Raw genomic sequence first — 21,170 nt, forward strand, 5'->3', positions numbered from 1 at the left:
ACACATTCGGCCAAGCCGCGACAAGAAAGGCGCGCCCCTCTCCCCTCACGAATCGTCAGACGCCAAGATGGCTTCAGCCCAACTCGCAAATCCGTACAACCTGTTGTTGCGCAAGGCGTCGAGCTCCTCGCCCCACCCTCGCGGTGGATGTCGCTTCTCGCTCACCAGCACCTTAAGGGCGTCAAAGACCACCTGCAAGCGCGAGCTCGCCAGTTCCAGCAGAAAGGCATCTGGATGGCGCGCCATCACGCCAAACTGCCGCAGGACGGAGTCGGGGAAGTCTTTGAGGTTGTACGTGACGATGGTGCCCGCGCCCGCGGCGATTGCGGCACGCACCACATGCACGTCGTCCAAGTCTGGAAGGTCAAGGCCAGGTGGCCGCCTCGCAAGCTTTACCTGGGCAAACGGAAATGCCTTGTTGGCAGCGTCAAAGATGGCATCGCCCGCGTTGCCACGAATGCGCTAGTTCGCCCTCCTGGCTTCTTCGATGATGCGTTTGGACCAGACGGGCTCGAATACCTCGGCGTCGGCAAGCGTGAGCAGCACGTCAAGCGTCCATGTCGTGACGAAGACGTTTGCGTCAAGGACAGCAAGCTGCATTGCGGCTAGCCGAGACCGTCAAGGTACGATGACAGGTCCGTATCATAGAAGCCCGCCTCGTCTGCGGCATCCCTCATCTCTTCGAGCGCGGCAGACCGCTGCGCGCGCACTCTCAACGCAAGGGACACGACATCCTCCATAGCGACCCTCCTGTGGTGGTTGCCGCCGATGCGCTCGCACGGCAGCTCCCTCCTGTCAATCATGCGAGCGACGGTCCTGCGAGACACGCCGAGGACCTTCGCTGCCGTTCCCGTGCCGACGAGGTGCGGACCACGACCCTTGCCCTCTGAAGGCGAGGAGAGGACCTGAGCCACCTGTTTGGCAAGCTCATAGGCCTCCTGGGTGAGCCGCATGCGGTCCCCCTGCGCGCTCACGAGGTAGGGACACGTAGTGGGAACAAGAGTCGTGGTATGCATTTCTTCTCCCTCCCTCGTCTGTCTTGGCTGCATTCATCTTAGCAAAAACGGTCAAAACGGACATCTCGGCACAAGAAGGCGCGCCCCTCTCCCCCGCAAGACGCAGGCGAGAGGGGCGCACGACGATCCAGCGGCAATCTGTGCCCTAGAGCTCGATCTCCTTGCCGGCGACGAACTTGGCGGCAAGCCTGCCACCCTCGTCGGCGAGGTAGCAGTAGCGCTCGAGGCGCTGCTCCACGCTCAGCTCGCGCGGCGAACGGATGCCGGAGTCGTCCAGCACGAGCGCGTCGAAGTCGAAGCCTTCGTCCAGGCTTCCCACCTTGCCGAAGAACGAGCCGCCGCCCAGCGTGGCGATCCAGAAGGCCTCCTGGATGGTGAGCGACGGGAGCTCCTGGTCGACGCAGCGCCAGCGCAGCTTGGAGCAGCCCACGGCGTCGGCGACGGCACGGAACATGTTGAGGCTCGCGCCGCCAGCGACGTCGGTGCCCAGTCCCACGTTGACGCCGCGGCGCAGGTAGTCGCGGATGGGAGCGATGCCGGACGAGAGGAAGGCGTTGGACTGGGGGCAGTGCGCCACGTAGGTGCCCGTAGCCCTCAACAGCTCGACCTCCTCGGGGGTGGAGTAGTTGCAGTGTGCCATGATGGTCTTGGAGTTGCCGCCCAAGAGGCCGAAGTGGTCGTAGGTCTGGCCGTAGCAGCTCGACCAGGGGCAGAGGCCCTTCACCCAGTCGATCTCGGACAGGTTCTCGGAGAGGTGCGACTGCACGGGAAGGCCCGTCTCGGCCTTGATCTTGCCGAGGCCCTCCATGAGCTCGTCAGAGCAGGTGGGCGTGAAGCGCGGGGTGAGGATGGGCAGGGTGTTCTGGTAGCGGCCGCTCACGTCCGCGAGCCAGGAGCGCGTCGCCTCGAGGGACGCCTCGGCGGTCTGGTCGCTGAGGTAGTCGGGGCTGTTGCGGTCCATGTTGACCTTGCCCACATAGGTCTTGAGGCCCGTCGCCTCGAGCTTGTCCATGAGCAGTTCGGTGCCCGGCACGTGCATGGTGCCGAAGACGACGGCCCTCGTGGTGAAGGACCTCTGGAGGTCGTCGGCGAAGATCGAGTAGCCCTTCTCCGCATAGGCGAGGTCGGCGTACTTGCTCTCCTCGGGGAAGGTGTAGGTGTTAAGCCAGTCGAGAAGCTCCAGGTCCATGGCGATGCCACGGAAGCCGTACTGCGGCGCGTGCACGTGGATGTCGTTGAGGCCGGGGACGATCAGGGCATGGCCGAAGTCGCGCAGGGGCAGCTGGGCATAGCGCTCGGGCAGCTCCTCGAAGACGCCGGCGGACGCGCCGTCGACGCAGACCACGTAGCCTGCCTCGAGCGTGCGGAACTCGGTCTGGGACACGTTGTAGCAGACGTCACCCTTGAGTACGAACGACTTGCCTTCCATGGGTTCTCCAATCCTAAGAGAGGTCCAGCATGTCGCGCGACGGGCCGCAGGCTCGGTCTGGCCCCGGCCGCGGCCCACCGCGATTCTCCTATATGACGAGGTACTTGAGGACGAACAGCACGGCCAGCGCGTACATCATGGGGCTGATGGTGCGCCTACGCTCCTCACCGGCGGCGAGGTTGACCACGACGTAGACGATGATGCCCAGGCAGATGCCCTCGGCGATGCTGTAGGTGAAAGGCATGGCGATGGCGCAGACGAAGGCGGGAAGCCCCTCGCAGACGTTGCCGAAGTCGACCCCGAAGAGGGCGCCCATCATCGAGAAGCCCACCATGATCAGGGCAGGTGCCGTCGCGAACATGGGGATCGCTAGGAAGAAGGGCGAGAGGAGGAGCGAGAGCACGAACATCACGGCGACGGTGATCGAGGTGAGCCCGGTGCGGCCGCCCGAGGTGATGCCGGCGGCGCACTCGACCGAGACGCAAGTGGGCGAGTTGCCGAAGACCGCGGCGACCATGGTGGTCAGGGACTCCGCCACGAGCGCGCCCTTGGTGTGGGCAAGGTTGCCATCCTCGTCGAGGAGGCCGGCCTTGGAGGCCGCGCCGACGAGGGTGCCCACGGTGTCGAAGAGCGAGGCGAAGAGGATGGCCATGACGACGGTGAGGAAGCCGAGGTCGGTGATGTGGCTGAAGTCGAGCTGCATGAAGGTGGGCGCCAGCGAGGGCACGGAGAGCCCGCGCGAGAAGTCGGGCAGGACGCTGTTGAAGCCCGCCGCCGGATCAGGCACATAGACGCCGGCGAGCTGGCAGACGATGCCCAGGGCCCAGGTGATGAGGATGCCCAGCAGGATGTCGCCCTTCACGTGCTTGGACGAGAGGATGCCGGTGATGATGACGCCCACGAGCGCGAGCACCACCGAAATGCCTGCCGTGGAGAAGCTGCCGTCAGCGAGGCTCTCGTGGATGTTGAAGAGCCCCACGAGGGTGGCGTCGTTGCCCACGATGATGCCGGCGCCCTTGAGGCCGATGAGGGCCACGAAGAGGCCGATGCCCGCGGTGATGGCGAGCTTCAGGCTCTGCGGGATGGCGTTGAAGACGAGGTCGCGCAGCTTGGTGACCGAGAGCAGCAGGAAGATGAGGCCCTCAACGAAGCAGGCGGCAAGGCCCACCTGCCAGCTGTAGCCCATGCTAAGGCATACGGTGTAGGCGAAGTAGGCATTGAGCCCCAGGCTCGGGCCCAGGATGAAGGGATAGTTGGTCATGAGGCCCATGAGGCAGGTGCCGATGAAGGTGACCACCGCGGTCGCCGTGAACACCGCGCCGCTGTCCATCCCCGACTGTGCGAGCACGGAGGGGTTGACGGCCAGGATGTAGGCCACGGTGACGAAGGTGGTGAGGCCGGCGATCACCTCCGTGCGGATGTTGGTCCCACGTTCCTCCAGATGGAACAACCTCTGTAGTGCTGCTTGCATAGAACCCTCCCTTGCTTGCCTGGAGGGGTGCAGGTCCCCCCGGCGCAGGGGCGCGGCGTCCATGGGCGTCTCGCTCCGTCCCCTCCACATGCCAACTAAAAACCAATTTTTCTCACTTACAAACTTTCTGTCTGCATCTTGACCATAGACTTATGCTTGCCTCCTGATTTTTTTCTTCTAGGCGAGCGGTCGCTATTTCTGGGCGTACGTAACGAAAGTTCCTGCAGCCTAAGCATTAGTTTATATTCATGTAGCTTCATAAAGATTACGAAGTGAGTGTCATATGCGGTTTTATGTGCATGATATTCTCGAATTTTTTTATTTTCTTGATAATGAATTCCTTTTTTGAAGAGTTTTGCGTCATGTTTATAACATCCATGTTAAAGGAGGCGAGAACTGCCCCACCGAAGGGGACTTCGGGCGCAAACTGCCCTGCAAGCGCACGGAGCAACCCCCGGGCGCGACGGGGACGGCCACGAAGACCGCCCGAAGCAAATAGGGACGGAGACCCATCATGAGCATCAGCATCTCTCGCCGTAGCTTTCTCGCCAGCTGTGGGCTAGGCCTCGCCGCCGAGCTCGCCGGCTGTTCCGCGCAGGGAGGGGGCTCCGCCGGCGGCACGGCGGGATCCGCGACGGAGGCGGGCTACACCCTCGTCGAGCCCGGAAAGCTCACGATGATCAGCAACTTCTACTTCCCGCCCTTCGTCTCGATGAACGCCGACACGGGCGACTACGAGGGCTTCGACGTCGACCTCTACAAGGCGGTGTGCGAGAAGCTCGGGCTCGAGCCTAACATCCTGCCCACGGTGCAGTTCGACACCATCGTCCCCACCATCAAGCAGGGCGGCAAGGCCGACGTGTCCCTGGGTGCCGTCACCATCACCGACGAGCGCCTGCAAGAGATCGACTTCAGCAACCCCTACCTGGACTCCAACCAGGCCATCGTCGTCAAGCAGGGCAGCGCCGCCACGACGGCGGACGCCCTCAACGCCTCCGGGACCCAGATTGCCGTGCAATCCGGCACCACCGGCGAGGCATGGTCGCGCGAGAACCTCCCCAACGCCACCATCGTCCCTTTGGACGACATCATCCAGTGCCTGACCGGCGTCCAGACCGGCCTCTACGCCGCTTCCGTCTGCGACCTGCCCGTCGCAAGCTACGAGATCAGCAGCGCCTACGCAGACCTGGTCATCCCCGACGGCGGCCAAATCCCGACCGGCGAGCAGTACGGCATCGTCGTGAGCAAGGACAACCCCAAGCTCACCCAGGCGATCAACGATGCCCTTGTCGAGCTGCAGTCAGACGGGACGCAGGACCAGATCGAGCAGAAGTGGTTCGGCTCCACGATCTAGCACGTGGGATCTAGCACGTGGGCTCTAACACGTGGGATCTAGCGCGTGGGTCGTCGCGGGAAAGGGGCATGGCGGTCAGAGGCTCCAGCGGGCGATTGGGGCAGGCCGCTCCAACGGACGCGGACAGCTCCAACGGACGGCTGGGGCAGGTGGCTCCAGCGGGCGCGGGCGGCTGCAAAGTTGGTTGCGGACTTCTCCCCTTCCAGAGTCCGCATCTAACGCGCCGAATCCTGGGGTCTTGCATGTTGCACGACCAAACGCATCGTTGGCTGCGTAGTTTGCCCTCGCAAAACTGCGCAGCCAACTCCTTTAGGGCGCGCGGACGACTTCTCGGGCGCGCGGACGACTTCCAGAGCCGCCTAAAGCAGTCCTAGCGCCTGCATGGGCGGCACGAGCAGGATGGGCATGAAGGCGGACGGGAGCATGTTGGCCACCTTGAGGTCGGTCAGCTTGAGCAGGTTGGTCCCCACCGCGAAGAGCAGCACCGACCCCGCGAGCGCCACCTCGGCCACGACCTCGGAGGAGAGCAGTCCTCCCAGCACGGCCGCGAGCGCGCTCAGCACGCCCTCGTAGACAATCAGGCTCACCCCGCAGAAGGGCACGCCAATGCCCATCGTAGCCGCGAAGGGGATGCACACCACCAGGTCGATGACGCCCTTTGACACCAGAGTCGCGTGGTCGAGCTGGATTCCGCTCTGGAGCGAGCCCATGATCGCCATCGCCCCCGTGCAGGTGAAGAGCGTGGCCGACACGAAGCCCTCGGAGAAGCTGCCCAGGCGCTCGCTGCCTTCGAAGGCCGCGTTGATGCGTCGCTGCGCCCAGGAGCCCAGACGCGTGACCTGGCGATCGATGTCCAACCAGAAGCCCAAGAGGCAGCCCAGGGCAAGCGAGAGGGTCGCCACGATGACGCTGCCGCCCTGCGCCATGCCCTGGACCCCCACGAGCACCACGCAGAGGCCCTGTCCCTTGAGAAGGAAGTCCCCGAGCTCGTCCGAGACCCGGCTCTTGAACGCCAGGCCTATGAGCCCGCCCACGAAGGCCTCGAGGCCGTTTGCGATAGCACCAATGAGAAACACCGTGGAGCCTCCCCCGCGCGCATGCGTACCGTGCCCGCCCACAATAGTGCAACGGGCGACGGCCGAGAGCGCTGGCGGTCGCTCTTCACCTCACGCCGACGCTCGTCGCGCCTCTCGCCAGCTCCGTTACGTCGAACGCGTCTCTCGCCAGCTCGAGCACGTCAAACGCGTCAGCCGTGTGCGCCAATACGTCCAACGCGTCTGATGCCTCTACGTTTGCCCAGTTGAGCGGCGGAGAAAAAACGCGATCGACGTAGTCGAGAGTACAACGCACGCACTGGACGTAGTCGCGACGCAGATGCGCGCGCTGGACGTAGTCGGGAGCACAACGCGCGCGTTGGACGTAGTCGAGAGCAAGACGCACGCGCTGGACGTAGTCGGGAGCAAGACGCACGCGATCGACGTGGTCGCGGCGCGGACGAACAACGCACGGTCGCCCGCGCCCGAGGCCTAGTCCCCGAGCAGGGCGAGCAGATCCTCTCGCCTGAGCGAGGCGAGGCTCATGCCCTCCCCCGAGCCCACGACCTGCTCCGCAAGGTCGCTCTTCGCCTCCTGGAGGGCCAGGATGCGGTCCTCGATGCTGTCGCGCACGATGACCTTGTAGACCATGACGTCGCGGGTCTGGCCTATGCGGTGGGCACGGTCGGTCGCCTGGTCCTGGGCGGCGGCGTTCCACCAGGGGTCGGCGTGCACCACGATGGAGGCACCGGTCAGGTTGAGGCCCGTGCCGCCCGCCTTGAGCGAGATCAGGAACACCGGCGTCTGGTCCTCGTTGAAGACGTTCACCAGCTCGAGGCGCCTCTTCTTGGGCGTCGCCCCCGTGATGGTGTAGTAGGGGTGCCCACGTTCGTCCAGCTCGTGCGCGATGAGGGCGAGATAGCTCGTGAACTGCGAGAAGACGAGCATCTTGGACCCCGAGTCCACGGCGCTCTGCACCAGCTCGAGCACCGCGTCCAGCTTGCAGGAGGGGCCGTCGTAGTCCTCGAATAGGAGGCGCGGGTCGCAGCAGATCTGCCTCAGGCGGGTGAGCTCCGCCAGGACCTGGAGCTTGCCCGAGTCGAAGCCGTCGTCGCTCTGCCTGGTGAGCGAGAGGCACAGCGCCTGCTCGCTGGCGGAGTAGAGGCTCCGCTGCTCCCCCTCCATCCGGGCGTAGACCACCTGCTCGAGCTTCTCGGGCAGGTCGTGCAGGACCTCTCGCTTGAGGCGGCGGAGCACGAAGGGGCCCACGGCGGCGCGCAGCCTCTGGGCGACCTCCTCGTCACCCTCCACGATGGGCTGCTCGTAGCGGTCGCGGAAGCGGTCATAGGAGCCCAGGAGCCCCGGCATCAGGAAGTCGAAGATGCTCCAGAGCTCCGAGAGCCGGTTCTCTATGGGCGTGCCGGTGAGGGCGAAGCGGTGGCGCGCGTCGAGCGCCTTGACCGCGCGGGCGGCGAGAGTCTCGTGGTTCTTGACGTACTGCGCCTCGTCCAGCACCTCGCACCACAGCGGCATGGCCATCCAGGCCTCCACGTCCCGCCGCAAGAGGTCGTAGGAGGTGACGAGCACCTCGTGGCCCGGCTCCCTGCGGACGCGGTCTCGCTCCGCCGCCGTGCCCGCGACCACCGCCACGTCCAACTGCGGGGCGAACTTCTCGAACTCGGCCTGCCAGTTGTAGACCAGGGAGGCCGGGCACACGATCAGGGTGAGGCCCCTGCCGCGGCGGGCGAGCAGGAGCGAGATGAGCTGCAGGGACTTGCCCAGTCCCATCTCGTCGGCGAGGATCCCGCCGAAGCCCATGTCGCAGAGGGCGCTCAGCCAGCCGAAGCCCTCGGCCTGATAGGGCCTGAGCAGGCCGGCGAGCGACGCGGGCGGCTCGTAGTCCGCCGGGTCGTGCGAGCGGAAGTCGCGCAGGAACTCCCTGAACGACTCGTCCTTCTCGTCGTCCGAGACCAGGGTGTCGAGGAGGGCGAGCTTGTAGGAGGGGATCCGGGCATGCCCGCTGGCAAGCTCCCGCGAGCCAAGCCCGAGCTCGTCGGCGAGGCGCTCCGCCTCGTCCAGGTCGAGGCCCGAGAGGTCAACGAAGGAACCGTCCCTGAGGCGGTGGAAGCGCTTGCGTCGGCGGTAGCTCCCGAGCAGGGCATGGAGCTCCGAGAGCGGCAGGTCGTCGGCGGACACGCTGAGGTCGATGAGGTTGGACCTCACGGAGAGGCCCAGGCGCACCCGGGGCCTGGCGTCGCTCGCCAGGCGGTCGAACTCGGGCGTCGTGAGCACCCGGCCCATCGCGGCGAACTCCGCGAGGCCCGAGAAGAGCAGGCGGGCAATGGCATCATCGGAGCGGGCGGGTATGCGGGCGAGCCCCTCCCCCTTGCGCCCCGACAGGTAGCGCAGGGCAAGCTGACGGGCGCCGGCCTCGGCCTCGAGGTCACGCCCAGGCTCCACGACGGACCCCAGCTCGTAGGCGAGCACGTGGTGGCGGCGCTCGCCATAGGCCGCCTGGACGTCGCAGCTCACGCCCTCCCTGTCGTAGTCGAGGTAGAACTCGACCTGGCAGGGCAGCGGTCGCAGCTCGTCCAGTGACTCGGGCAGCTCCACGTCCATGGCTCGCTCGAGCTTGGGCAGGAGGTTCGCCGCGAAGCGCGGTGCGTCGGCGGCGGAGAGGAGCAGCTGGGGAAGCGGGCTCCCGAAGACCCCGGTGAGGAAGGGCGCCACGCGCTCGAGGCGGGCCGGGCAGCGCCAGAGGGTGTCCCCCTCCACGGCATAGAGGTGCTCGTCGGTGGAGAAGAACTCCGCCGACCCCTGGCGCTCAAGCTCGTAGGAGTCGTCGCCGGCGGGGCGTACGGCCAAGCGCAGGCGGGGCTCCCCGTCGCGCACCACGACGCGCCGGGTCGACGCTGGCCTGCGGGCCAGGGCGGGCACGCTCTCGAGCTCCAGCTCGCTCCCCAGCATGAGCTCGAGGAGCTCGTCGGCCTCCGGGCCGGACAGCCTGAGCTCCCGCCCCGCAGACGATCCCGAGGCGCCCGACACGCCGAAGACCCTGCCGCCAAGGCGCTCCGACGAGAAGGCCCTCCGGTTCTGCACCGCACGCGAGAGGAAGCGCAGGAGCTCGCGGGAGGGCAGGTCGAACATGCGCTGCTCGTGCACGAAGGCGAGCCTCTTGCCGTACTCGAAGAACTCCTCCCCCTGCACGGCCTGGACCAGGCCCGAGATGCTCCGCACCACGTAGGAGCCATGCGAGCCCCCTATGCGAAGGCGCAGGAAGAGGTCGCGGTCGCGCACCAGCGTGGGCAGGACTCGGACGCCGCCCGGGCGCTCCGGCGTCTGGCCGCCCACCACCACGTGGCGCGCCGCCTCGCTGCGGTCGAGGAGCTCGCCCAGGACGGACGAGGTGCTGGCGTGCATGGTGCGGCTGTGACCCTCGTACGACTCGGGGCTGGCGTTGTAGTCGAGGGCGAGGGCGATGCTGTGCTTGCAGGGGCCGGGGTAGCGGTCCGAGGCGGGGCAGGTGCAGGAGTAGGAGGCGACGCGGTCGGCCGCCTCGTCGAAGGCGATGCGCGCGTCGTAGTGGTCGGCGTAGCCCGACGACGACGCAACCCTGCCCGACAGCCTGGTGAGGGCCCCGTCATAGTCGCAGGACCTCCGGCCGATGGACCCCGGGCGATGCGCGATGATACGGCCCCTGCCAAGGATGGCGGGCCTGCAGGCACGGCTCAGGGCGATCTCGGAAATCACGGGGCCTCCTCACGGGTTGCGCTCGCCGCGCCGCCGGACGGGCGAACGGTAGCGAACCAGCGTAGCCCATCGGAGGGCGCCAGGCGGGCAGGCGAGGCCAAAGCCCACCATAACTACGGGAACGGGATAACTACGGGAACGGGACCCGACGAGACGCCACAGGGGGCGCACCGCCTCCGCCTACGCGCGCCCCTTGCCCCTGCCGCCGGCGAGCTCGCTCACCAGCACGGCGGAGAAGACCAGCGCGAAGCCCAGCGCCAGCTGGGGCGTGAGGGGCTCGCCGTAGAGGAGCACGCTAAAGAGCATGGCGAAGACGCTCTCGAGCGAGAGGAGCAGGGCGGCGCGCGAGGGGTCCACCTTCTTCTGGGCGACGTTCTGTATGAGGAGCGCCACGACCGAGGCCAGGACGACCAGATAGGCGAGCTGCAGCCAGAAGTCGACCCCCAGGTCGAGCGCGTGCGGCAGGGGCTCGCGGGCGAGCGCGTAGGCGAGGCTCACCGCCGAGCTCGCGAAGAACATGACGATGGTGAGGGTCACGCTGTCGTGGGCGCTGCCGTAGCGGCCCACCGCGACGATGTTGAGCGCGAAGAAGAGCGCCGAGAGGAGGGTGAGCCAGTCTCCCCCGGAAAGCCAGGGCGAGAGGTCCCCCCGAAGCGAGACGAGACCCACCCCCACCAGGCACATGAAGGCGGCGACCAGGTTGTTCGCGCCGGGACGCCGCCTCTGGACCAGCCAGTCGACGAAGGGGACCATCACGCAGTAGGTGGCGGTGAGAAGGGCGTTCCTGCCAGGGGTCGTGTCGGTGAGGCCGACGTTCTGTATCAGGAAGGCGAGACCCTCGGGCAGGCCCACCATGAGGCCGGCGACGAGGTGGCTACCGTCGAGGTTGTCGCGCAGGCGCCTCCAGAAGACGGCGGCGAGGATCGCCCCCGCCAGGAAGAAGCGGGCGGCGAGCAGCCAGCCGGGGCTCACGGCGTCGAGCGCGCCCTTGAGCACGACGAAGGCGCCGCCCCAGATGATGGTGGTGACGACCAGGGCCAGCTCGAGCGCCCAGGCGGGGATGTTCGACGAGTCTCTCATGGCTGGGATTATACGGACTCGCGCCGCCACGGCGGGACGGACACCCGGCGCACGCCTCCCGCCCCGCGTGCGCAACCCGCAGCCCACGCCGAGCCCGCGCCGGGGGCCCTCTCTCTCCCGGGGACAGCGTCCCATGCATTGGCGCGCATGGAGGCCCACCCTTGCCCTAAAATGGACCTGTCTGGCACATGCGACGCCAGATTCACCGGAGAGGGGCGCCAGGGGAAGGGAACCAGGGCGCCATACGTGGTGGAGAGGAGAATCATGCAGTATTCCGCAGAAGTGGAAGGGATGTGCCCCGTCGCCAAGGGCGCGTACCACGGTCCTGCACCCATCCCCGAGGAGGGCAAGTGGGTCCAGGCCAAGGAGATCAAGGACATCTCCGGCTACACGCACGGCATCGGCTGGTGCGCACCCCAGCAGGGTGCCTGCAAGCTGAGCCTCAACGTCAAGGAGGGCGTCATCGAGGAGGCGCTCGTCGAGACCATCGGCTGCTCGGGCATGACCCACTCCGCCGCCATGGCCGCCGAGATCCTCCCCGGCAAGACCATCCTCGAGGCCCTGAACACCGACCTCGTCTGCGACGCCATCAACGTCGCCATGCGCGAGCTCTTCCTGCAGATCGTCTACGGCCGCAGCCAGACCGCGTTCTCCGAGGGCGGCCTGCCCGTCGGCGCCGGCCTCGACGACCTCGGCAAGGGCCTGCGCTCCATGGTGGGCACCACCTACGGCACCAAGGCCAAGGGCGCCCGCTACCTCGAGCTCGCCCAGGGCTACGTGACCCACCTCGCCCTCAACGAGAAGGACGAGATCATCGGCTTCGAGTACCTCAACCTCGGCAAGTTCACCGACGCCATCAAGAAGGGCGTCGACCCCAAGCAGGCCGTCGACGACGCCATCGGCCGCTACGGCCAGTGGGACAGCCCGGCCAAGGTCATCGACCCCCGCGAAGAGTAGAGAGAGGAGCTGAGCATAGTGGCAGTTACGTTCGAAGGCTACGAGCGCCGCATCGACAAGATCACCAAGGCCTGTGAGCAGTATGGCATCGCCGACCTCGACGAGGCCCTAAAGATCTGCACCGACCTCGGCTTTAACCCGTATGACATCACCACGGGCATCCAGTCCATCGCGTTCGAGAACGCCAAGTGGGCCTACACCCTGGGCTGCGCTATCGCCGTGAAGAAGGGCTGCAAGACCGCCTCTGAGGCCGCCGCGGCCATCGGCGAGGGCCTGCAGGCCTTCTGCGTCCCCGGCTCCGTCGCCGAGGACCGCAAGGTCGGCCTGGGCCACGGCAACCTCGGCGCCATGCTCCTGGGCGAGGACACCGAGTGCTTCGCCTTCCTGGCCGGCCACGAGTCCTTCGCCGCCGCCGAAGGCGCCATCGGCATCGCCAACAACGCCAACAAGGCCCGCAAGAAGCCCCTGCGCGTCATCCTGAACGGCCTCGGCAAGGACGCCGCCCAGATCATCGCCCGCATCAACGGCTTCACCTACGTGAAGACCCAGTTCGACTACTTCACCGGCGAGCTCAAGGTCGTCGAGACCATCCCCTACTCCGACGGCCCGCGCGCCAAGGTCAACTGCTACGGCGCCGACGACGTCCGCGAGGGCGTCGCCATCATGTGGCACGAGAACGTCGACATCTCCATCACCGGCAACTCCACCAACCCCACGCGCTTCCAGCACCCCGTCGCGGGCACCTACTTCAAGGAGCGCACGCTCGCGGGCAAGAAGTACTTCTCCGTGGCCTCCGGCGGCGGCACCGGCCGCACCCTGCACCCGGACAACATGGCCGCCGGCCCCGCCTCCTACGGCATGACCGACACCATGGGCCGCATGCACTCCAGCGCCCAGTTCGCCGGCTCCTCCTCCGTCCCCGCGCACGTGGACATGATGGGCCTCATCGGCATGGGCAACAACCCGATGGTAGGCTGCACCGTGGCCTGCGCCGTCGCGGTCGAGGAGGCCCTCGCCAAGTAGGCGCCCTCCCCGACCACAGGCTCCGACCAGGGGCCGTCGCCTTCGGGCGGCGGCCCCTTCTCCATGCCCGTCCGGCCGGATGCGCCGGGGCGGGCGGGACGAGGCTCGGGGCCTGCTAAGATGGTGGGAGCCCAAGCCCAGATGGCCGACACAAGGAGGCCCCCATGCCCCACGCAGTCCTGGCAGAGCTCGCGAGCACGGCCCTCATGATCGTCTTCGGCGTCGGCGTGCACTGCGACACCGTGCTCAAAGGCACCAAGTACCAGGGATCGGGGCACATGTTCGCCATCACCACCTGGTCCTTCGGCATCTCGGTCTGCCTCTTCGTCTTCGGCGGCTCGGTCTGCATGAACCCCGCCATGACCCTCGCCCAGTGCATCCTGGGGCTGGTCCCCTGGGGGATGTTCGTGCCCTACGTCGTCGCCCAGATGCTCGGAGCCTTCCTGGGGGCCGTCGTCGCCTGGTTCATGTACGCGGACGACTTCCGTGCCTCCGAGGGCGTCATCGACGCCACGGCGCAGCGCAACATCTTCTCCACCAACCCCGTGATCCAGAACCTCCCGCGCGACTTCGCCTGCGAGGCGCTCTGCACCTTCGTCTTCATCAGCGCCATCCTCGCTGCCGCCAGCCGCGCGGGAGAGAACGTGATCATGCTCGCCATCGCCGTGGGCCTCATCGTCTGGGCCGTGGGCATGGGCATGGGCGGCATCACGGGCTTTGCCATGAACCAGGCTCGCGACCTGGGTCCCCGCCTCGCCTACCAGCTCCTCCCCATCAAGGGGAAGGTGGACAACAACTGGCGCTACGGGCTTCTCGTCCCGGGCATCGCCCCCTTCGTGGGTGCCGTCGCCGCAGCCCTCTTCGTCCACGGCTTCCTGGGCGTCTTCTAGCGAGGAGTCCGAAGGCGCCGGGGAAGGCGCCTCTCGCCCGCACGGGCAAGCACCAGACCAAGCCACGGCCACGTCCCATCAGGAGGATGCGATGCATGACTACGTACTGAGCTGCTGCTCGACCGCCGACGTGACGGAGGACTTCCTCCACGCGCGCGACATCGAGTGCGTGTACTTCAACTACCAGGTCGACGGCGTCTGGTGCAAGGACGACTTCGGTCGCACGCACGCCCCCGCCGAGCTCTTCGAGCGGATGCTCTCCGGCGCGGACGTGACCACCTCGCAGGTCTCCGTCGGCGACTACATCGAGTTCTGGCGTCCCTTCCTCGAGGCGGGGAGGGACGTGCTGCACCTGACCCTCTCGTCCGGGATATCGGGCACCTATGGCTCCGCCTGTGCCGCCCGCGACCAGCTCGCGTCCGAGTTCCCCGAGCGCAGGCTCGTGGTCGTCGACTCCCTTGCCGCCTCGGCAGGATACGGACTGCTCATGAACCGCCTCGCGGAACTCCGCGAGGGCGGCATGGGAATCGAGGAGCTCGCCGCCTGGGCCCTGGAGCACCGCCTCGAGGTCCAGCACTGGTTCTTCTCGTCCGACCTGACCTTCTTCATCAGGGGCGGGCGCATCTCCAAGGCGGCGGGACTCGTGGGTGGCCTGCTCAAGATCTGCCCCGTCATGGACGTGGAGGCGGACGGCTCGCTCGCGGTGGTGGAGAAGATACGCACCAAGGGCCGGGCGCAGAGGCGCGTGGTGCAGCTCATGCACGAGCTCGCGCAGGGTGGTGACGGCTACGACAAGCGCGTCTTCATCAGCAACTCCGCCTGCCTGGACGACGCCAGGACCGTCTCGGACCGCATCGAGGCTGAGTTCCCCCAAATGGACGGCAGGGTGCTCCACTTCGACATAGGAGCCACCATCAGCTGCCACACCGGCCCGGGCACCGTCGCCCTCTTCTTCTGGGGCAAGCCCCGCGCCTAGCCGGGCACCTCTTTTCCGCGGCACCACGACCGCCGGCCCGTCAATGGCGGGCTCGCGAGCGTCCTTCCGGCCCCGTTCACGCGGAGGCTAGGTTGGGGGATGGCCGACCAGACGACCAGACTTCAACAGGAGCTTCTGTCCCCGTTCGCGCGGGGGGCTAGGCCTTCATGCGGAAGAACTCCTCGTAGCGCTCCAGGACGCCCGGCCCCCTCAGGCTCGAGCGGAGCTCCACCCTGCCCTTCCCCTTCGAGGGCGAGAGAAGCGAGGCCTCGGACAGAAGCGAGCGCAGCCTGCGCGCGGTCCCCGCGCCGCCGTCGAAGAGGGGCACGTCACCCAGCACCTGACGGATCTGGCGGGCGACGAAGGGGTAGTGGGTGCAGCCCAGGACCACGGAGTCCACCGCACCGGCATACTCCCCCACCAGGCCTTCGATGAGCTCGAGCAGGTCGGGGGCATCCAGGTCGCCCTGCTCGATGCGATGCGCGAGCCCCACGCAGGGGACGGCGATGACCTCGGAGCCCGAGCCGAACTCGCGAGCGAGGCGGTGGAACTTGTCGAGCCTCAGGGTTACCGGGGTGGCCATGACGAGGATGCGGTCGTGTGGGTCGTGCTCGGTGGCGGGCTTGAGCGCGGGCTCCACCCCCACGATGGGCAGGCTGGGGTGCTCGAGCCGAAGTTGGGCGGCGGCCGCGCTGGTGGCGGTGTTGCAGGCGATGACCACCGCCTTCGCGCCCTCTGTCAGGAAGGAGTCCACGATGCCCCCAGAGAGCTCCCTGAGCTCGTCCACGCCCCTCTCGCCGTAGGGGTTGTGCGCGGAGTCGCCGAAGAACACGAAGTCCTCGTGCGGCAGGAGGCCCACGAGCTCGCGCAGGACGCTGATCCCGCCCACGCCGGAGTCGAAGACGCCTATGAAGCCATCGACGGACGCCATGCGCCCTCCCTTCCGGGGCCCCGCCGACCCGTCCTGCCATGACGGGGCCGCGTGCCCACCCTAGCTTACGCGCCCGTCGTCCATGGAGAAGCTCGCGTCGGCCAGCGACATGGTGCTGGCGCGGTGGCTCACCAGGAGCACCGTCCTCTTGCCGCGCTGTCGGTCGAGGCTGCGCAGGATGGTGCCCTCGTTGAGGGAGTCCAGATTGCTCGTGGGCTCGTCCAAGATCAGGAGGGGGGCGTCGTGCAGGAAGGCCCGGGCCAGGCCCAGGCGCTGCCTCTCTCCGCCCGAGAGCGTGTCCCCCAGCTCGCCCACCATGCTGTCGTAGCCCTGGGGCAGGCTCGTGACGAAGTCGTGGACGGACGCCGCGCGGCAGGCCTCCTCGAGCTCCTCCTGGGTCGCGTCGGGACGGGCTATGAGCAGGTTGTCCCGGATGCTGTCGTGGAAGAGCTGGGTGTCCTGCTCCACCAGGGCCTCGAGCGAGCGCAGGCAGCCGGTGTCCAGGGAGTCGATCCTCTCCCCAGACACCAGTATGCTGCCGCGGTCGGGATCCCAGAAGCGCATGAGCAGACGGCAGAGGGTCGACTTGCCGGACCCGCTCTTGCCCACGACGCCCACGACGCTCCCCCGCGGAAGCTCGAGCGACACGTCGCTCAGGACCCTCTCGCCCTCGTAGGAGAAGCTCACGCCCCTCAGCTCCGCACCATCGAAGCCTACCTGCGCGCCATCGGTGACCTCCTCGACCTGGGGCTCCTCGTCCAGGAGGTCAAGGACGCGACTGCCCGCGGCGAGCGTGGCCTGCAGGCCGGTGCCCAGGCGCGCCAGCGCGACGACGGGGCCGAAGGACCCAAGGAAGGCGACCACACAGACGGCCGCGGACGCCCCGTCGAGGCTCCCCGAGACGACGAGATGCGCCGCCAGGGCAAGCTCGGCCAGCGAGAGGAGGGTGATGCAGGCCCCGGCGACGGCCGACCCCATCCCTCCCAGGCCGGACATCCTGCGCTGCAGCCCGCTCAGGGCGAGGGAGTCCTCCCCGAGCCGTTCCAGGTAGCGCTCACCAGCGTCGAACTGGAGCAGCTCGGCGAGACCCCTGAGCCCGTCCAGGACGAGGCCCGAAAGGCCACCTGCCCGGTCGCGGAGCTCACGACCCAGGCCACCCGAGGCGCGCGAGGCGAGCAACGGGAGCGCCAGGCCCACCACCAGGTACCCCACGAGGGCGACCATGCCCAGGCGCAGGTCATAACGGCCGAGGAAGGCGACCATGATGCCCGACATCACGGCCGCGATGCACACGGGCGACACGGTATGGGCGAAGAAGACCTCGAGCAGCTCCACGTCCGCAGTGAGGGTCGAGACGAGGTCGCCACGGTCGCTCCCCGCGAGGCGGGCCGGCGCAAGCTCCCTGAGCTTCCCGAAGACGAGGTCGCGGACGTGCGCGAGGAGGCGGAAGGCGATGTAGTGGTTGCAGCTCTGCTCGGCGTAGTGGAGCACCCCGCGCAGGACCGCCAAGGCGGCGAGGGCGCAGAACACCGCAGGCAGGCCCTCCGCCCCCAGGCTGCCGCGAGCGACGGAGACGGCTGCCCAGGCCGCGAGGGTAGGAAGGAAGGTGGCGCAGCAGAAGCCCGCAACCCCGCATGCCACCGCCACGACCATCACGCCGGCGAGAGGACGAGTGAGCGCCAGCATCCTCCCCGTGACCCGGAACCTACTCGTCCTCATCCGCACCAGTCCCCTCGACCTCGGCCGGGGCGCCCGCCCCGGCGTAGCCCTCGAGCTCCCTCTGGCTCCCCCAGAGCCTCCCGTAGGCCTCGCAGCCCCGGAGCAGCTCCTCGTGGCTTCCCGAGCCCACCACGCGACCCTTCTCCAGCACGTAGACCCTGGGCGCGTCGACCACGTTGGCAAGCCTGTGCGAGATGAGCACGACCGCCTTGTAGCGCGCGACCTCGCGCACCGCCGCCATGATCGCGTCCTCGCTCTCCACGTCCACGTTGCTCGTGGCCTCGTCCAGCACGAGCACGGACGACTCGTGCAGGAGTGCCCGGGCCAGGGCGAGCCGCTGCCTCTGCCCGCCCGAGAGGTTCTGCCCCTCCTGCTCCACGACCGTGTCGAGCCCCTGCTGCGTCCTGAGGTAGCCTGCGAGCGAGACCGAGCCCAGGGCGTCCCAGAGCTCCCCGTCGCTCGCGTCGGGCCTGGCCATGAGGAGGTTCTCGCGCACGCTGCCGCGGAAGAGGTGGGCCGCGCTGGGAACGGTGGTCACGTAGCGGGCGAGGTCGGCGCGGGAGAAGCCCTCGAGGGGCTTGCCCCCCAACAGCAGCTGGCCCTCCCAGCCCGACTCCCTGCCCGCGAGGAGCGCCGCCACGGTGGACTTGCCCGAGCCCGACTCGCCCACCAGCGCCGTGACGCCCACGGCAGGCACGTCCAGGCTCACCTCGTGCAGCACCTCCTGGCCGCCGGGATAGGAGAAGCTCAGGTGCGAGACGGACAGGTGGTCGCCGGGGACGATCCTCTCGCCCCCCTCCCCATCGCCCTCGGGGAGGTCGAGGACCCGAAAGATCTTGTCCGCCGCCGCCATCCCGTTCATGGCCACGTGGAAGTACGAGCCCAGCATGCGCATGGGCAGGAAGAAGTCGGCGGAGAGGAGCACGACGGAGATGCAGCCCGCGAGGTCGACCCCACCCTCCGCGAGCTGCCAGAGCGCCACCGCCATGCCCGCCGCGGCCCCGCCCAGGGCCACGACGTCCATCACGATGATCGAGTTGAGCTGCATGCGCAGGACCTTCATCGTGACGACGCGGAAGCGCTCGGACTCCTCGTTCATGGCCTCGTGCCGGGCCGCGTCCGCCTGGTAGATCTTGAGGGTGGTGAGGCCCTGGAGGTTCTCGAGGAAGGAGTCACCCAGGGTCGCGTACTCGTCCCAGTAGCTCGCCAGGATGCGCTTGGCGACCTTCTGCACCAGGACGATGGCCACGGGAATCAGGGGCACGCACGCCAGGAGCACGAGGGACGCCGCCAGCGAGGTCCCCCTGAGGACGAGGAAGAGGGTCAGCGGCGCCAGCACCGAGTAGAGGAGCTGGGGCAGGTAGCTGCCGAAGTAGGTCTCGAGCTGCTCCGTGCCCTCGACCGAGAGCTGCACCAGCTCCGCCGTGGGAACGTCGCGCGTGTAGCCGGGACCGACCCTGAGGAGCTTCTCGAAGATGCGCTGCCTCAGCACGCGCCTCACGTCCGAGGAGGCCTCGAAGCACTGGTCGGCCTCGAGCCGCGTCGCCACCGCCTTGACGGCGCAGGAGAGAAGCCCCACTGCCAAGGCGGGGACGAACCCCTGGGTGGAAGCCCCCACGAGCCCCGCCAGCACGGGCGCCAGCGCCCACACCAGCACCACGTCGCAGGCAAGTGAGACCCACTTGAGCCCCACGGCGAGGAGCACGTGGCGCAGGGCCCCAGGCACCAGGTCCAAGAGACGCCTGTCCAACATCCGGCAACACCCTCCCTGCGCCGCAGCGGCGCGGCCGCGGGCGGGCGACGCGCCCCGCGGCAAAAAGTTAGCTTCGTCACTCAGCTGCAAATGATACCCGCTCGCCGCGGGACTGACACTTCCCGCACAATTTGCTAAAGTGTCCATCATTAAAATGTCGCAGGTAGAGGCCATATGGGTCCAGCTACCCAAGGAAAACGAAATCAGCTCGAAAGTCTTGCGACTGACCACGCGAGAGGAGAGGTAGGCGACATGGGCAACGAAGGCAAGAAGGTGAGGGTGCACTACACAGGCACCCTCGACGACGGCAGCAAGTTCGACTCCTCCCACGACAGGGGCGAGCCGCTCGCCTTCACCTGCATGGCCGGCCAGATGATCAAGGGCTTCGACCTCGCGGTGCGCGACATGTCCGTGGGTGACGTCGTCGACGTCAGGCTCGAGCCCGACGAGGCGTATGGCCCCCGCAGGGACGAGCTCGTCCAGACCATCCCCCTGGCGCAGATCCCCGGTGCGGAGGAGCTCGAGGTCGGGGCGCACGTCATGCTCAGCTCCCCCTCCGGCCAGCCCTTCCAGGCCGTGGTCGCCGCCAAGGACGAGGGTCACGTGACCTTCGATATGAACCACGAGATGGCCGGAAAGGCCCTGAACTTCAGGATCGAACTGCTCGAGGTCAGCGAGTAGCCACTACGTCACCCCCTCCCCCGACCGAATGGCACTCGGGAAAGGAAATGGGCCGGGACGTTGCAGAAATGCCACGACGTCCAAAGGACCGAAGATGAACACCACCAGCGAACCCCTGCTTCACGCCTGGCTCCACCTCGCGACCACCATAGACAACGTCAGCATCTCCGCCGGGCTCACCCGCAACGAGATGATGGTCTGCTACGCGCTCTACCTGCAAGACCAGAGGGACCCCAGCATCCCCATCACGCCCACCCAGATCGCGCAGCGGACCAAGATCCGCAAGTCCCAGGTCAACCGCAACCTGAACCAGCTCGAGGAGAAGGGCATCATCACCCGCGAGCACAGCAAGGTCGACCGCAGGCGCGTCTTCGTGCACCTGAACAAGGACAACGTCCACGCCTTCGAAAAGGAGTACAAGGTGGGCCTGGACCTCGTGGACGAGGTCGTCAAGTTCCTAGGCGTCGAGCGCGCCAACGACATCGCCCGAGCCATGGAGGACGTGGCCAAGCTGGCCGAGGAGCAGTTCCCCATGGGGCCCATGTAGGGCGATGCCGCACACCCCGCGCCCCCTGCCACCGGTGATGGCGGGGGGCGCAGCCATGCGTCCGCGCGACGCGGACGAGGACGGAAGTGACGCGATGGCGTACAAGTCGAAGCAGATGATCGTCATGAGGCGCGACCTCAAGATGCGCAAGGGCAAGATCGCGGCCCAGGCAGGGCACGCCTGTGTCGAGGCGACCCTCATGGCCCTCGTGCGCGAGGGAAGGCTCGACGAGCTGCGCGCCACGCCCGACGAGGGCTGGGTCTACCTCGAGGAGGGCGCGCGCGAGCCCACCCCGCTCTCCGACTGGTTCGCGGCGGGAGTGGCCAAGGTCTGCGTCTACGTCGACTCAGAGGAGGAGCTCCTGCGCATCGCGGACGAGGGGCGCGAGCGGGGCCTCGCCGTCGCCCTGGTGCGAGACGCCGGCCTCACGGAGTTCCACGGGGAGCCCACCTACACCTGCCTCGCCTTCGAGCCCCTCCATGCCGACCAGGTCGACCCCATCACGGGAGAGCTGCCGCTCTACTAGGGCAACGGATCCACGGCACCAAGACGGCAGGAG

General features: G+C 67.6%; 18 protein-coding genes. 9 read left to right on the forward strand and 9 right to left on the reverse strand.

Annotation, left to right across the window (positions count from 1 at the left end):
* Positions 1-234: 234 nt before the first annotated feature.
* Positions 235-609, forward strand: a complete 375-nt coding sequence (locus Q5923_RS02240) for a hypothetical protein (RefSeq protein ID WP_303131862.1) — start codon at positions 235-237, stop codon at positions 607-609.
* Here the strand turns inward: Q5923_RS02240 and Q5923_RS02245 are convergent.
* The 3 genes from Q5923_RS02245 to Q5923_RS02255 form a co-directional block, all read right to left on the reverse strand.
* A complete protein-coding gene (locus Q5923_RS02245) occupies positions 606-953 on the reverse strand; it encodes a helix-turn-helix domain-containing protein (protein WP_197414921.1) in 348 nt (115 codons plus the stop codon). The two genes, Q5923_RS02240 and Q5923_RS02245, sit on opposite strands and share 4 nt — an antisense overlap.
* 208 nt (positions 954-1,161) lie before the next feature.
* A complete protein-coding gene (locus tag Q5923_RS02250) occupies positions 1,162-2,445 on the reverse strand; it encodes an amidohydrolase family protein (protein ID WP_072500280.1) in 1,284 nt (427 codons plus the stop codon).
* An 88-nt stretch (positions 2,446-2,533) separates the two neighbouring features.
* Entirely contained in the window at positions 2,534-3,916 is a 1,383-nt protein-coding gene (locus tag Q5923_RS02255) for an NCS2 family permease (RefSeq protein WP_009279605.1), read from the reverse strand.
* Between the two features lie 514 nt (positions 3,917-4,430).
* Here Q5923_RS02255 and Q5923_RS02260 point away from each other — a divergent pair.
* Positions 4,431-5,270, forward strand: a complete 840-nt coding sequence (locus tag Q5923_RS02260; protein WP_009279606.1) for an ABC transporter substrate-binding protein — start codon at positions 4,431-4,433, stop codon at positions 5,268-5,270.
* Between the two features lie 359 nt (positions 5,271-5,629).
* On the opposite strand, the gene Q5923_RS02265 is transcribed toward Q5923_RS02260, so the two are convergent.
* The 3 genes from Q5923_RS02265 to Q5923_RS02275 all read right to left on the reverse strand — a co-directional run bounded on the left by Q5923_RS02265 (position 5,630) and on the right by Q5923_RS02275 (position 11,134).
* On the reverse strand, positions 5,630-6,346 hold the full coding sequence (locus Q5923_RS02265; protein ID WP_303131866.1) for a DUF554 domain-containing protein: 717 nt from the start codon (positions 6,344-6,346) through the stop codon (positions 5,630-5,632).
* Between the two features lie 450 nt (positions 6,347-6,796).
* The gene (locus Q5923_RS02270) at positions 6,797-10,054 is read right to left on the reverse strand and encodes a DEAD/DEAH box helicase (RefSeq protein WP_303131868.1); all 3,258 of its coding nucleotides are present in this window, start codon (positions 10,052-10,054) and stop codon (positions 6,797-6,799) included.
* A 180-nt stretch (positions 10,055-10,234) separates the two neighbouring features.
* Positions 10,235-11,134: a DMT family transporter gene (locus tag Q5923_RS02275; protein ID WP_303131870.1), complete on the reverse strand. Its 900-nt coding sequence runs from the start codon at positions 11,132-11,134 to the stop codon at positions 10,235-10,237.
* 264 nt (positions 11,135-11,398) lie between these two features.
* Here Q5923_RS02275 and Q5923_RS02280 point away from each other — a divergent pair, with 264 nt between their 5' ends.
* The 4 genes from Q5923_RS02280 (at position 11,399) to Q5923_RS02295 (ending at position 14,980) form a co-directional block, all read left to right on the forward strand.
* Positions 11,399-12,091 (forward strand): iron-sulfur cluster assembly scaffold protein, encoded by a 693-nt coding sequence (locus tag Q5923_RS02280; RefSeq protein WP_009279610.1) that lies wholly within the window; start codon positions 11,399-11,401, stop codon positions 12,089-12,091.
* Between the two features lie 18 nt (positions 12,092-12,109).
* On the forward strand, positions 12,110-13,114 hold the full coding sequence (locus tag Q5923_RS02285) for a GGGtGRT protein (RefSeq protein WP_009279611.1): 1,005 nt from the start codon (positions 12,110-12,112) through the stop codon (positions 13,112-13,114).
* A 164-nt stretch (positions 13,115-13,278) separates the two neighbouring features.
* The gene (gene larD, locus Q5923_RS02290; RefSeq protein WP_009279612.1) at positions 13,279-14,004 is read left to right on the forward strand and encodes a D/L-lactic acid transporter LarD; all 726 of its coding nucleotides are present in this window, start codon (positions 13,279-13,281) and stop codon (positions 14,002-14,004) included.
* Positions 14,005-14,095: 91 nt separating this feature from the next.
* The gene (locus tag Q5923_RS02295) at positions 14,096-14,980 is read left to right on the forward strand and encodes a DegV family protein (protein ID WP_303131872.1); all 885 of its coding nucleotides are present in this window, start codon (positions 14,096-14,098) and stop codon (positions 14,978-14,980) included.
* Positions 14,981-15,137: 157 nt separating this feature from the next.
* Here Q5923_RS02295 and murI read toward each other — a convergent pair whose 3' ends face one another.
* Genes murI through Q5923_RS02310 form a run of 3 tightly spaced genes read right to left on the reverse strand, consistent with a single transcriptional unit; the run spans position 15,138 to position 19,383 of the window.
* Positions 15,138-15,911 carry a glutamate racemase gene (gene murI, locus Q5923_RS02300; protein ID WP_009279614.1) on the reverse strand — a complete coding sequence of 258 codons (774 nt, stop codon included), beginning with the start codon at positions 15,909-15,911 and terminating at the stop codon, positions 15,138-15,140.
* Positions 15,912-15,971: 60 nt separating this feature from the next.
* Positions 15,972-17,630 carry a thiol reductant ABC exporter subunit CydC gene (gene cydC / locus Q5923_RS02305; RefSeq protein ID WP_009279615.1) on the reverse strand — a complete coding sequence of 553 codons (1,659 nt, stop codon included), beginning with the start codon at positions 17,628-17,630 and terminating at the stop codon, positions 15,972-15,974.
* Positions 17,617-19,383 (reverse strand): ABC transporter ATP-binding protein/permease, encoded by a 1,767-nt coding sequence (locus Q5923_RS02310; protein ID WP_009279616.1) that lies wholly within the window; start codon positions 19,381-19,383, stop codon positions 17,617-17,619. The genes cydC and Q5923_RS02310 overlap by 14 nt, the downstream gene beginning before the upstream one ends.
* Before the next feature lie 252 nt (positions 19,384-19,635).
* Between Q5923_RS02310 and Q5923_RS02315 the strand changes: the two genes are divergently transcribed.
* From Q5923_RS02315 to pth2, 3 genes are all read left to right on the forward strand, one after another.
* Complete coding sequence (locus Q5923_RS02315; RefSeq protein ID WP_009279617.1) at positions 19,636-20,064, forward strand: peptidylprolyl isomerase; 429 nt, start codon at positions 19,636-19,638, stop codon at positions 20,062-20,064.
* Between the two features lie 94 nt (positions 20,065-20,158).
* Complete coding sequence (locus tag Q5923_RS02320; protein WP_009279618.1) at positions 20,159-20,611, forward strand: MarR family winged helix-turn-helix transcriptional regulator; 453 nt, start codon at positions 20,159-20,161, stop codon at positions 20,609-20,611.
* Positions 20,612-20,666: 55 nt separating this feature from the next.
* Positions 20,667-21,137 carry an aminoacyl-tRNA hydrolase gene (gene pth2 / locus Q5923_RS02325; RefSeq protein ID WP_009279619.1) on the forward strand — a complete coding sequence of 157 codons (471 nt, stop codon included), beginning with the start codon at positions 20,667-20,669 and terminating at the stop codon, positions 21,135-21,137.
* The last annotated feature ends 33 nt before the right edge of the window (positions 21,138-21,170 follow it).

It is taken from the genome of uncultured Olsenella sp., assembly GCF_959602185.1.
Taxonomy (GTDB): domain Bacteria; phylum Actinomycetota; class Coriobacteriia; order Coriobacteriales; family Atopobiaceae; genus Olsenella_I; species Olsenella_I phocaeensis.